Origin of the sequence: Jannaschia faecimaris (assembly GCF_900107415.1) — a bacterium.
GTDB lineage: Bacteria > Pseudomonadota > Alphaproteobacteria > Rhodobacterales > Rhodobacteraceae > Jannaschia > Jannaschia faecimaris.
Genome location: NZ_FNPX01000001.1, coordinates 562,806 through 575,920, shown reverse-complemented (window position 1 = coordinate 575,920; position 13,115 = coordinate 562,806). Strand labels below are relative to the sequence as shown.

General features: G+C 51.7%; 8 protein-coding genes and 2 pseudogenes. 3 read left to right on the top strand and 7 right to left on the bottom strand.

The annotated features are described in order from the left end of the window. Positions 1 to 149 precede the first annotated feature (149 nt). The 3 genes from BLV27_RS02770 to BLV27_RS02760 all read right to left on the bottom strand — a co-directional run bounded on the left by BLV27_RS02770 (position 150) and on the right by BLV27_RS02760 (position 5,717). Positions 150 to 1,469, bottom strand: coding sequence for a sulfotransferase domain-containing protein (locus BLV27_RS02770; protein WP_092641941.1), 1,320 nt, complete (start codon positions 1,467 to 1,469; stop codon positions 150 to 152). 5 nt (positions 1,470 to 1,474) lie between these two features. Continuing rightward, positions 1,475 to 4,480, bottom strand: a complete 3,006-nt coding sequence (locus tag BLV27_RS18985) for a hypothetical protein (RefSeq protein WP_139176539.1) — start codon at positions 4,478 to 4,480, stop codon at positions 1,475 to 1,477. A gap of 514 nt (positions 4,481 to 4,994) precedes the next feature. Then, complete coding sequence (locus BLV27_RS02760; protein ID WP_092641935.1) at positions 4,995 to 5,717, bottom strand: hypothetical protein; 723 nt, start codon at positions 5,715 to 5,717, stop codon at positions 4,995 to 4,997. 533 nt (positions 5,718 to 6,250) lie between these two features. Between BLV27_RS02760 and BLV27_RS02755 the strand changes: the two genes are divergently transcribed. Together BLV27_RS02755 and BLV27_RS02750 are read left to right on the top strand one after the other, a co-directional pair. Further along, complete coding sequence (locus BLV27_RS02755; protein ID WP_092641932.1) at positions 6,251 to 8,365, top strand: calcium-binding protein; 2,115 nt, start codon at positions 6,251 to 6,253, stop codon at positions 8,363 to 8,365. A gap of 99 nt (positions 8,366 to 8,464) precedes the next feature. Continuing rightward, complete coding sequence (locus BLV27_RS02750) at positions 8,465 to 8,890, top strand: hypothetical protein (protein WP_170831329.1); 426 nt, start codon at positions 8,465 to 8,467, stop codon at positions 8,888 to 8,890. A 557-nt stretch (positions 8,891 to 9,447) separates the two neighbouring features. Here the strand turns inward: BLV27_RS02750 and BLV27_RS02745 are convergent. Then, positions 9,448 to 9,768, bottom strand: a complete 321-nt coding sequence (locus BLV27_RS02745; RefSeq protein ID WP_139176538.1) for a hypothetical protein — start codon at positions 9,766 to 9,768, stop codon at positions 9,448 to 9,450. A 338-nt stretch (positions 9,769 to 10,106) separates the two neighbouring features. Further along, a pseudogene (locus BLV27_RS02740) lies at positions 10,107 to 10,625 on the bottom strand (transposase); the annotation flags it as partial. 49 nt (positions 10,626 to 10,674) lie between these two features. Between BLV27_RS02740 and BLV27_RS02735 the strand changes: the two are divergent. Further along, positions 10,675 to 11,602: pseudogene (locus BLV27_RS02735) on the top strand (IS3 family transposase); the annotation flags it as partial. Between the two features lie 274 nt (positions 11,603 to 11,876). Here BLV27_RS02735 and BLV27_RS02730 read toward each other — a convergent pair. Continuing rightward, entirely contained in the window at positions 11,877 to 12,833 is a 957-nt protein-coding gene (locus BLV27_RS02730; protein WP_092641922.1) for a DUF1376 domain-containing protein, read from the bottom strand. After that, on the bottom strand, positions 12,830 to 13,090 hold the full coding sequence (locus BLV27_RS18980) for a hypothetical protein (RefSeq protein ID WP_139176537.1): 261 nt from the start codon (positions 13,088 to 13,090) through the stop codon (positions 12,830 to 12,832). The genes BLV27_RS02730 and BLV27_RS18980 overlap by 4 nt, the downstream gene beginning before the upstream one ends. Positions 13,091 to 13,115: the final 25 nt, after the last annotated feature.

Genomic DNA, 13,115 nt, shown 5'->3' with positions numbered 1-13,115 from the left:
ATAGACGGGCCAGTTCGTGGTCTTGTAGGTCGAGGGTGTGGGTCTGCTCATGCACGTCAGCTACCATGCTGGATTCACGAGATGAATCCCTCACCCGATTTATGCAACAGAGCCGATGACAGATAATCTTCTGTTAAAAGTCTAACCAATTACGTATTATATAATACGCCCTGTATAAACGCGCGTTCTTTGATGTCATCAGGCAGGGCAGCATTACCTTCGCCACTCCTCACAACCACGGGGTACATAAATGCATCACTGCTTCCATAAGACTCTAACAAGGCCAATGCGGCATCATACGATTTGTTCCTCAGGGCCTGATCTACGAGATATTGCATGTACATTGGGACGGGGCCAAACTCTGCAATCATGCGCCTTATCTGTTCTGTCCGGCCCGGAATATTGAGACTGAGTCTGGCCATCTCTTGGGCAAAAGACGGTGAGTGCTCAGTCAGGGCCATAGTGGTCTCCGGCGTGGGCCGCAAAGGGTGTGAAAACAATTCTGCAGTTACATCTGCTACTGATCCCACATGATTAAGCTGCTTTTTGATTTGGTCTGTCACGCTTTCGGATACGCGTGCGGCATATACCCGATCAGAACGGTCCTGCGGCAAGACCATGTCTAGTTGGGTCATTGCTGAATCAAAATCATCTCCCACCAAATTGCGCAACTCGGGGGGAAGCTGGTCTGTATTGATCTGGCGCGTGATAGAGGCCTGATGACACATGATGCTTTGTGCGGTTTCACAGTGTATTTTTTTCCGGTAGAGGCTGTATTGACGATTCACAGCCAGAAGCTCACCAGGTTCAATCCGGTAGTACTCACCTTCAAGCATGATGGTTGAAGCTTGTGTGGGATGATAAAATGTCTGCGGCGAAGTAAAGCCTGGAGCCGGATTTGAGGAATAGTCGAAATTCCAGTCGTCGGGCAGCCCCGCAAACACTCTGAGCATATTTGCAAAGGCACTGTTGTCTTGCGAGAAGGAGAAGCCCAAAACATTCTCGTTCCCGAAGGCTTTTTTCAGCGCGGCAACGCGCGGGGAAACGGGGTAGAAATATTTTGCCATCACAGAGGGCGAGAAAAAATTATAATCTGCATGCGCTAGAAGTTTTTGATGTTGCGCCACGTCATGCAGATAATGTGAAAACGCTCGCTCGATCGGATCACGTAGGCAAACAACAATCCTTACTTCATGATCTTTGAGGGTTTCGGATATGTTGTTTATGGAGTCAGTAATCTGGTCGATATAGAGCGGGGAGCAATCGAGAAACACTCCGTTTTCCGAAGTAATTGTGAACTCGCTCAGATAGGCATTAAGCCCGCTTTGACCGCGAAAGAAATCGATCTCTTTGCGGTCGGTTGGGATGTTGAACTTATCGGTCAGCTCTTTGAGCTGGGAATAGAGAAATGTTGTGCCGGACTTTGGAAGTCCGACAACTATCAGGAATTTCTGTTTGAGGTTTTTCATCAATTCTACCCCTGCTCAGCGTTACTGAAATGTGGCTTAATAGACAATTTGATTTTGCTCAAATGTATACCCAGCAGCCGTTCATCTGTAGAAATGCTTTCTTGTTTGGGGCTTGTTGCATGATCAATGTTCAGAGAAATCATAGCGGTGGCTCCTGCTTTCATTTGAGGGCAGTCAACAGAAACATTTCTCTGCGTGTCCTCTTCGACCTTGATCGTGGTCTCGAAAAGCCCCCATTCGTCCGCTCCAGGATTGCGAAAACGAACACTCATTATCATTTTGCGTGGTCCCAAATTCAAGCTGCCAAAAAATGACATTGTTGCTTCTAGTGAAATGGCATGTATTTCCTCAAGAGGGCTCGATTCCCGAAGGCATTGGGTAATAACAAGGCCTGATACGCCGTTTGTCCAGGTGCCAGTTTCCTCAACGCTGTGGAAGCCCAAGAGAGAATTTTCAATAGGAGCCGGGTTTGATTGGGTGATGTTCGTTTCTCTGTTGCGCTCCAAAAGTATACTTTTATGCGAGTCTGATACCGGATCAAAGAAAAGTCCGCTTGCATCTAGCTGAAGAGGCATCACGGTGCTGTCGATCAGTTTTTGATACAGCGTGTTGATTGTAGAAATGTTTTGCTCTGCACCATGCCAAACGGCATCCCAAAGCTGTTTGGAGTTAATCCACCAGCGAAGGTTATGGCGTCGTTGGATTTCATACGCATTACGTGCATCAATCAGACCCATTAACGGATCTCGAGCAATTGCAATAAATTTACTAAAGTTCTTTTGGATAGGCTCAAAATCTCTACTGTCGAGGTTGGAAACCTTAACTTTTCGATAGGACTGGCCAAGCAGTACAGACAAGATAGTGCGCTTAGATGTCGTCGACAAAATTGTTTGCATGACCAGCATCTCTAGTGGAAACGGCTCACGCTTCAGTAAGCTGCGGTATGCATTGAGTATGAACAAATCACCGCTGAGATAAATGAAGTCTTCAACGACATAGTCAGTAACGTTATGTTCGATTGGGCGTGGTATCAGCTCATCAAAAACAAAATACTCGGAAAAATCCAATCCTGCTTGATCACCTTCCGCCAACAATCTATTCAAACGCTTTGATAGCGTCTTTGGTGCCATCACATAGTCCATGTCAATCTTTGAAAGATTAAATGGTGCTTCACGCAAGGCCAACTCTTCTTTAGGTAGAGTTAGCACTTCAGTTAAATTCGTGATTTTGGGCCTAACATTCAAACTCAGAACGGTCAGTAGATGGGATATATTTTCTTTCTTTTTGCCCAGAAACGCTCCGATACGTTCAGGTTCAAGCATAACGACAGGGTCGATTGGGTCGCCTTGCTCCAAGAACATGACATCTTGGTCGAAAAGGAGACCTGCCGCTTGTTCATTAGCTGCCTTAAATGCCTGTCTCACAACAATAACCTCAAATGCATGAGTTTTGTCATCGTCAGCGCGGGCTAGAATTTGGGACAATTCGTCAATGGTAACCTGACGCTTACACAGCGCCATGAAAATTGCATGTATACTTTCCAATGGGCTATCAAAAACTAAATCTCCGAGTTCATAGTGTTTTCTCCAGAATTGCTTTGGGGCAACAGACCGAAATATTGCAGGCAACTGCTCGGCAATCGCCGTGAGGTTTGCGGGGTCTATGCATCCAGTACCGACAGCAAATTCAGCCTTACGTGCATCTTCCATTTCATTGTAGCGCTCTGCAGAGAGTGGGTCCTGGCGTTCCATTAGCTCTTGAGAAAGAGCCGATAAGCCCTTTGGTAAGCCATTTGATATCGCCTTTGCAGTGTTCGACATATCGGCGCGCTCACGGAATGCGTTTACGCGTCTGACCGCTTTGTCATACTGCCCTTGCTCACGGAAATGCGATACAATACGAGGAAGATCTTCCTGAGTTGCAAAAATAGATCCATCAGCCATGTCGAGGAATGGGTGATTAGGTGGCAAGAAAAGGGGGCGCGGAATGTTTGTTACGAACCGTGCAGTCGCACTGTTGTTCCAGTGATCGTAGTCGTTTTGAGGTAAATAAAAATAGTCAGCTTCCTGCAGGCGGTCTATCAATTCACTATCTTCGATCCACCCCGATCCTAGATCATTTTCTATAGCGGTTGTTTCCAGCGTCTCTTGAAAATTTCGCAATTCATCACCGTTCGATGTGGCAACACTCCCAACAAGCTTACCTCGTAGTTCAGACACTAAACGAAAAAGTGCCTGAAAGTCCTTGCCACCGTATTGATAAAAGCCAAAAAACCCAACACATTCAGACCGGCTATATCGATCACCATCATAGGTATCCTCCTCTAACGACACGGGGGAGACACCAAGCTCTATAAAGGGCATAAAGAAATGCCTGCCAGCTGAACTAATAAATGAGCATGATGGGATTGCAGATTCTAAAATTTGCTGTTGGCGGGAGAACAAAAGATCATGTTCCACATCAATGAGTGAATGATGCAGGATGACGGGATTAGCGCCATATTCAGTGGCCATTCTATTCAAGTTTTTCAACAACGCAGATGTGGACTCACCTTGTGAAAGCCGCGGATTTAGGCCGTCAAACAATCCTGGACCATGATTTACAAGAATTAACGTTCCTTCAAGAAATTCAGGTGAGAAATCAAAGAGAGCCGATGAACTGCGCACAATTTCAAGCTTGTCAGCAAACGGCGCAAGAACGCTGGCAAGATAGCGGCCGTACTCACCGATGCCACATTGTTTGTTGTGACTGGGAGATACGATAATGACGTTTCGGACCCTCTGCGCAAGACGAGCCAGTATCGAGCGCCCCTGAGAATGCCCATATAACGAGTAGTGCAGATCGGGATCCCGAATGATCGAAAAGGCTCTTGCGCGTCCAACATCGGGGAACTTGGTGCTATATCCGTCGGGAGCTTTTCTCAGTCGAATTTTCTGAGCTATGATTGTGGCGCTCGCCTCTGTGAGCTCTGTTGTATCAGTAGACGGCCGATTAGAGTTAGCAACATTCATTCTTTATAGTCTCCGTAGATATATTCGCATTTCGCTGAAGATGGGAAGCCATTTCGCGTGATGATGTTCAAAAGTCCCATGTGGATCACTCCGTTGCCCCCCCGCCGCAAGTTGCTTTGGGGGAAGGTTCACATGGGTCAATTCTCAATGGAAATTATACGCTTAACCGGGTCACTTCTGTATGGAAATTAACACAAGAAGCTCTTAGACGAATTTTCAAGTTCTGAAGATGCCTGATCGAAGTGGAGGCAAACGCCGTCACCAGTTATCGGTATAGACGAAGCTTCCCATGATGGTGAACGGCCCATAACGGATCTTTGTGTTTGTAGCAGCGAAGGTCAACTTCGAGTCCAATTGAGACCCGCTCCAAATGCCGAATGAGTACGGCGCTTAACACTAGTGGTTCGCTTGCAGAACTGAAGTTAGAATCAGCCTGCAAGCGTCACACTCGTCTGCTCTTCCGCGCAATCGAGGAGACCAGACTGTGTAATAAAAGGGCTAATACCCTACTAGATCAAAGACCAGGAATGAGTGTCAGCAATCCGCGTTTACCGAAAGTGGCACCTTCATTCTGACCAAACTTAAACTCGGCACCAACAGAGAAAAAGGTTTCCGAGCCCGAAAGGCCAAAAGCGTTTGCCTCAAAAGATCCGATGCTGGTCGTAAATGCCACTTTTGGCGTTGCAAAGAAGCGCATTCCGATGGCGTATTTTGAAAAATCAACATCCCCGTCAAAGCTAGCGTTCTCGGCCGAACCTGTGATGTCTATAGACTCGGTTATGCTAAAAGCACCGAGCACGCCATAGACGCTTCCGTCAACTCCAGCGTCTTCCCCTCTACCGATGTAGGCTTCCAACTCAAATTGATCAGTATCATAAACGGCTTCAATTCCATAAAAATCCGTGCTCTCGCTAAAAATTTCATCCACGCTATAGAATGCGCCCAGGGCCGTGCTTTCATTCAGGTTATAAATCGCATGCAGTGCACCGTTTGTTCCGGTCTCGTTAATAAAACCGAACTTATACCGTCCAAGATCAAGCTGAGCGGCAAGGTTGTGGCTGAAGCCCACCTCAACCGAACCGTCGAAAGAAAAAGTGTCTACCGTAGTATCGCCGATATCTTGGTCGAACCAGGAGTATTCTAAATTGAAATCACCACCGTTTAGTTCCACGGCGGCAGCGGGCGATACAAGTAATCCAAGGATTAAAACACCGATTACTTGGGGTAATTTGTTCATTCTGCAATTTCCTATTAATTTTATAGCCAACGGGGCCAAGTCGAACAATCGCTTGCTAACTTTGGAACACCCTCAAGGCGAGGCGAAATATATGCAAAATAAGTATCTTAAAAATGCAAAGGTGCGATATGGCAACACTGAATCGGTGAGTCATCACGATATTTGAAAGACAACTTGGTTTGCAGAGCGGCCTTGCCGCCGAGCGCAGCAGACGACCATGTCCCGCCAATCCTAAACCTTACCGGCATGCTGGGTGTGCTTAGAAGTAATATCAAAGTGGGATGCACGCCGGCATCAAGGCGAGAGCCACTGACGCCATGAGTGGTGGCCGTCCAGATGTCCGGCTAAAGTTTTGGTGTCATTGACCTAAGAGGAAGCTTCCGCGGTCTGACCAGCTGCTGGAACGATCCGGGTGCACTGTCATAAAATTTTCGCCGCATCCTCGGCAAGATGCCAATTTCAGACATATTTGCGCACCACTGCCGGTCGAACCCCTCGGGCAACTTTCTGTCGACACGACGGAGGGACCTGCCATGCCACAGATCACCATTGAAGAAAATGAAGCCTTCTCCACAGAAAGCGTATCCGAAAGCATGTTCGGTGCGAACTATGTCACCAGCTATGATTTCGAGTTCGGGCGCGACGATGGTCTCGCGTCCACCCTGGGTGAACTTGGGATAGATGTCTTACGCTTCCCCGGAGGCAGCGTAACGGAAGGGATCTTCACCGAAGCTTCGTTCTTGACGGGAAATTGGACCATCGATGAATACGTCGGCCCAAACGGCGGGCTGCGGGAGCTCACGCCCCTGAGCGAGTTCATCGATGTCGCCGCAGACATTGGCGCGACCGTCCAGCTCGTGGTTCCGACCAGGGTCGCGTTCAGCGACTCGGCCGGACAAGCCCTGCTCAACGGCACCTACGGGGAACGTACGGATCTTGATCCGGATTACTTCGGCTGGGTTCAACGCTATCTGGATTACTCGATCGAGGAGGCGCAGCAAAGTGGCACCTCGATCACCACGATCGAGATCGGGAACGAATTCTGGGGCAGCGGTCAGATGACCGCGGGTGAGTACGGCTGGCTGGCAGGTCAACTCGCGCTGTTTATCGAAGCCCAGTATCCGGGTTTGGACGTCATTGTTCAGGCCGCCGCCAGCGCGAATGAATACAGCCCGGCAGTGGACCGCACGGTCTATCTTGAACCTGACGGCTCCGGCGACTTCATCGTGCATTCGGCATCCGAGATCAGCGGTCAGAAACCAGAGAGCTGGCTCGAGGCGACGATGCCCGGCTCGGGCAATGCCGCCGCCCAAACCACCCTCATTGCCGATCAAATCCGGCAGTGGACCGGTGCTGCGGACAGTATCGACGGTGTCGTTGGGCATGTTTACTTCGATGCTGGCTTTGACGGGATCGACAATCAACGGAATTTCGCGCTTGATCGTGTTCCCCAGATCTTCGCAAACCGCCTCGGGGTAAACGACCTCGATTTCTACGTGACGGAATGGAGCGCTCGCAATCCGCTCTGGAGTAGCGGTGAGCGAAACCTCGGCAATGCGAACGGGCTGCACTACGCACATACCACTGTCGAAGCTTTCTTTGAGCTCGTGTCCAACGGTGTCGATGGCGCGAATTTCTGGCCCATGACCTTCGGAAGTTCCCGCAATGACCACAGGACACTCATCGACACCGACGAGGGGGATCTGACCTTTGGGGGCGTGACTTTCCAGTGGCTCGCCGAGTCCGTCGTCGGAATGCAAGCTCTGTTCGACTTCGAAATCACCGATCAATTCGACGTTCACGGCTTCGGAGATGGATCAGACATGACCATGTTCGTTGCTGAACGTGGTGGCTACTCACACAACGAAGCGTCCGGCGGCAGCGTCCAGATAGATCTCGGCGCTTATGCGCCGGCCGACGGGTCGACCATAATCATCAGCTATCTGTACAGCGATGACGGCAGTTTCACCAGCGACGCGGCAAATCCTGTCATCCGCTTCTCAACCGAATCCTACCTGGCCGGATCGCTTCTCGAGTTCGATCTGCGCCCCTGGGAAATGGTTCGGATCGAATTCCAGTCTCCGGACAGCGAGAGAGATCCAATCGTGCGCGAGGTCGAAGAGGAGAATCCCGCACAGACCGAGCCAGGCCAAACGCTTGTTGGAATAGACTGGCCCGGTGAGATCGTCGGTACGGCGGACGACGACATCATTCATGGCGAGGCTGGAGACGACACCATTTATGGCGGAGATGGAGACGACACTATTTATGGCGGAGATGGAGATAATATCATTTATGCCGGGGCTGGAGACAACGTCATTTATGGCGGAGATGGAGATGACATCATTTATGCCGGGGCTGGAGACAATTTTATTTTTTCCGGGGGTGGAAATGACACCATTTATGGCGGAGATGGAAACAACATCATCTATGCCGGGGCTGGAGATGACATCATTTATGCCGGGGCTGGAAGCAACATCATTTATGGCGAAGATGGAGATGACATCATCTATGGCGGGGCTGGAAACGATGTCATTTATGACGGGGCTGGAGACGACATCATTTATGCCGGGGGTGGAAGCGACACCATTTACGTCGGGGCTGGGAATGATTTCGTCTCCGCGGGCCTAGCAGACGACTTCCTATAGGGTCGCGAAGAGAATGACACACTACGATCCAAGTTTGATGTTGACTATCTCGACGGCGGTGAATGGGGCGACATTATTTGGGCTTCGGATGGTGACGAGTTGACCTTCGGAGGATCAGGCAACGACGTTATCATCGGTGGCGCGGGGAACGACACGATTTCCGGTGGCGGCGGTGCCGACGTGTTCGAATTCAGCCGAACATCGACCGAAACCATGATCACAGACTTCGATGCGAGCGAGGGAGATGTGCTGAGGTTCTACAACCGTGGCGGCGTGGTCTTCGATATCAACTCTGTCCAGTTCAGTCAGACTGGCGGCTTGACCCTGGAGTATGTCGACGTGACGAGCAGTTCTCGTGAACTCCTTCGAATCGATCTTGGCCTGAACGCGCCAGGGCCTTCGGAGGCTTTGCTGGAGACCTGTACCTCAGCAATCGAGATCGTGTTCAGCCCCCTGATCTGGGACAGCCAAGCGCCCCTGCCTAACAAAACCTGGCCTCAGCCGGCCGATGCCCGAAACGAATAGTCACAAGCCACTTTCCGCAGACGCAACAATTGTCTCATAGATTAAAGACTTTTTAACACTTTACCATCAAGACACTAAAAAAACGACGACAATAAGATGTTTTGGAGGCAGCATGTGCGAAACTTGCAGTGATACTGGGCTCATAGATGAAGTCCGTGGCTTCATGCCCACTTTCTATCGGGCTATCGTGTGCCCGGTCCCGCATTGCGTCGCTTCGAGGCGATTTCAATTGCTGGCCCAGCCGGGACAAGTTCCATGGTCTTTGACTACAGACACGTCTCAACTGATTCCACCGGGTGGCTATGTTCCATCCAGTCTGTCCAAGCAGCACACGAAGATTCCCTATGATCCGGTCTCAAATATCGTGAGCTTCCTTCCGGTCGAGGATAGCCAGATCTCCGCAAGAGGCTGAACTTTTGCAAGAGCACTGCACATGAATACCTCGCTCATGCCACACCGGCCGTTCCTGCCGGAGGGCATGGCTGCTTATGTCTTGTGCAGGCGTAGAGTTGGATCAAGGCATCCAAGCAGTCTAGGGCACTATGGCGTGTTTTGACCTAATACGCGTCAGAAGAGCTGAGATGTTTTATTATCGTGCTGAGCCGGTCCAGAAACTTGATATATTCCCTTGATGAACAGAGGCCGATTTCCTCCCAGAGGAACGAGATCGCCTCGCAGATATCGGACGCATAATGGATCGACTGACAGCCGTCGTCTAACTCACTGCAAAAGGTCTCAATCCGCTCCGCCAAAACCATATTGCCTCGTGCCGTCACGGCGAGAAGAACATCGAAGGCTGAAGAATATTTGATGCTTATCTGCCGCCTCGGCGCATATACAATCGACTTCGGAATATCCGAAGCTACGGTCAAGCTCATACCTTCTGTCAGGTATTCGACCTCCGCTGCTGTAAGCGGGGACTCGATAAGAGCGGCGAGCGGATGCAAGTACGTCAAAATAATATAGATCCATTAAAATTTTGGATTAATTCCAATGCTGGACCGGGCTCAAGTTGAAGAAGAGTTCTGAATCATACGTTAACGGTAAGCTCCGCAGAGGAAGAAGATTAGCAAGTTACTGATTTACAACACTATTACCGAGAAGAAGCGCTGCCAAACCCTGCATCCATCTGATTACTAGGTGTTCAGGACCCATTGATTTGGTTGCAGTTCCCGAGGCTGCCTGATTCGAGCTCCCGAACTTTGGAGGCACGGCATGAGCGACTTGTATTGGCTGAGCGAAGCTCAGATGGCACGGCTTCGGCCGTACTTTCCAAAGAGCCAAGGCTATCAGCCACAGCGCGGCACTTGAGGTGCCATTTGCGCAGGAAGGCCTTACGCTTCTGCTCTACTTCGTCGGCCGTGTCGGCGTAGATCATGTCGCGGTAATCTTCAGTGAGCTCGTCCTGCACATGCTCTGGGGCATGCGCGAGAAGGTTGCGATGCTTGTGAACCGTGCAGCGCTGGATGGGGAGATCATCGCCCCACAGCGCGACCAGAGCCGCCTCCAGCCCGGGCGCGCCATCCACAATAGCGAATTCAGGGCGCTTGAGGTCACGCGCATCGAGGTCATCGAGAAACTGTCGCCAGGCAGCCGTGCTCTCTCCGCCCATATTCCTGATGGCAAGCAGGACTTTCTGGCCATCACGGCGCACGCCGATCGCGGCCAAAACCGAGATGTTCGTCGCCTTCTTTTCGATCCGGGTCTTGATCACGGTGCCTGAGAGGTTGAGCCTCCCCCACTGAAGTGGTCCGCCCCTATAGTTAGGAAACGGAGGATCAAGGATGGGAATCAAACGACACAAGCCGGAAGAGATTGTCAGTAAGTTGCGGCAGGTTGAGATGCTGTGCGGTCAGGGAATGCCGCGTATCGATGCAATCCGCCAATTGCAGATTACAGAGCAGACTTTTTATCGCTGGCGCAAGCAATACGGAGGCATGGGGGCGGGCCAACTGAAGGAACTCAAACGGCTTCAGAAGGAGCATGATCGGTTGCGCAGAGCAGTGTCTGATTTGACGCTCGACAAGCTCATCCTGTCGGAAGCTGCACGGGGAAACTTCTGAGCCCTTCTCGTCGTCGGGCCTGCATCGATCACATTCGCAGCTCAATGCGATTGTCTGAGCGACGGGTGTGCCGGGTTTTGGGCCAACACCGATCCACTCAGAGACGGTTGCCAGTGGGACGTGCGGATGAGGCGCGCCTGGTGGCCGACATGATCGAGCTGACACGCCAGTATGGACGCTATGGCTATCGCCGGATCGCCGCTCTGCTGAGGGATGCAGGTTGGCAGGTGAACGACAAACGCGTCGAACGGCTCTGGCGACGAGAGGGCTGAAGGTTCCAATGAAACAATCGAAGAAAGCGCGGCTCTGGCTCAATGACGGGTCATGTGTTCGGCTCCGACCAGAGTATCGGAACCATGTCTGGTCATATGACTTCGTGCATCACAGGACAGATGACGGGAAGGCATTCCGGGCCCTGAATATCCTTGACGACCACAGCCGGGAATGTCTGGCGATCCGGGTGAAACGGAAGCTGAACTCGACCGAAGTCATCGACGCGCTGACAGACTTGTTCATCCTGCGCGGTGTTCCCGCCTACATACGATCCGACAACGGCCCGGAGTTCATTGCCGAAGCCGTCCGGAACTGGATCAAAGCTGTCGGAGCCAAGACCGCATTCATCGAGCCCGGGTCACCGTGGGAGAACGGATAAGCCACCAAGAAGGAACCCCTGTGCCAAGTTAGATGCTATGCTTTTTCAGGTCGAAAACTTGTCCTTTTTTTGCATCTGGCATGGGTTTGCCGCGCCCATTCGGTAATGGGCACTCTGAAATATTATTTTTCGCGCGAGGTTAGTAAGGGCCTCGCTTCTTGGGCGCGGCGTCTTAGGCCTCGAAGGCAAGCCACTGGCTGATACGCAAGAGTCCGGCATCGATGGCATCGCTGACTCGCACACGTTTTAACATGCGCGACGCCTAGCGGCTTCATTCGCTGATCCTTGCCCACGGATCACTTGGGTCAGGGCCTCGGTCGATTTCACCCGCAGCGAGGCGGCGCTCATACTCGGCGTGGGCACGGTGGAACTCTCGGTTGTCGGCAAGCGGGCGGGAGTTTGATCGGTTTGCACGGGGCGTTCCTTGCGGGGTGTCGGGGGAGGTGTCCATGGCCGCTATCGCGCGCTCGGTCTTGAGGCGGGTCAGTGCGGATTCGTAGTAGGCCCATGATCCGGGCGGGCCTGTGCCGTTGGCGTCGCGCGCCTCGGTGATGATCGCGATTTCCTGAACGATTTCGTCTTCAGTAAATCCAAAGTTGTCGCGCCACTTTTGGGCTCTGGCCATTTCGTGGCCGGTGCCGAAGCGTTTTCCGGTCGGCCCGATCATTCCCGATACTGGATCCGCTCCAATGGCGACGAGCAAGCGTTCGCGAAAATCTGGTGATTGATCGGCCTCGCGCGCGTGAACGCGTCCACCATCATCATCATCATCAACTTCTCCTCTTCTCTCCTCTCCTTTCCTCTTCCCTCCTCTTCTCTCCTCTTCTCTAGGGCAAGCATATGCTTCACTTAAATATCTGTTTTTCTGTGATTCTTGCCGCGAAACCCCACTAGAAATGCCACCTTTTTTTCCTGCCCCCTGTCGGGTTTCACTCAGATCTTCTTTCGTTTTCGCTTCAATTGTGGCGCGTTTCTGCGTTAGTTGGTCGCCTTCGCGATCCAGTTTGCCGCGGGCAACCAGCGAATTGATGGTGTTTCTTGTCGCTGATGGTCCGAGATCCTTGATCCATCCGGAGATCCATCCGGGGTCATCGTTGACCGACCCGCCGTGCGAATAGATCAAGTCGAGGACGATCGAGTAGACGGCGTGCTCTTTGACTGAAAGGCCTTGGATCCCGCCCAAATGGTCATTGGGATATCGCTTGTACCAGTCCGATCCGTGTTTCATAACGCATAACCCCGTGTCCTGAATTGCGCCTCAATGGCGTCGATCTCGTCGATAGAGGCCCAGAGGCCGCCTACGGCCTTGATGCCGTCGCGGAAGGCCAGTTGATCGGCGGTCGGCTTATTGCCGGGTGCCTTGACCTCGAAACAGCGAAGTGGGCCCCCAGATCGGCACCATCGAAGGTCAGGCCGGCCGGAGAGCATGCTGAACGCCTTTGCGTTGTCCTGCGCGATCTGGAGGGCGTCGATTATGGAGTACATGTTCAACGCGTTCGCTGCGTGTATC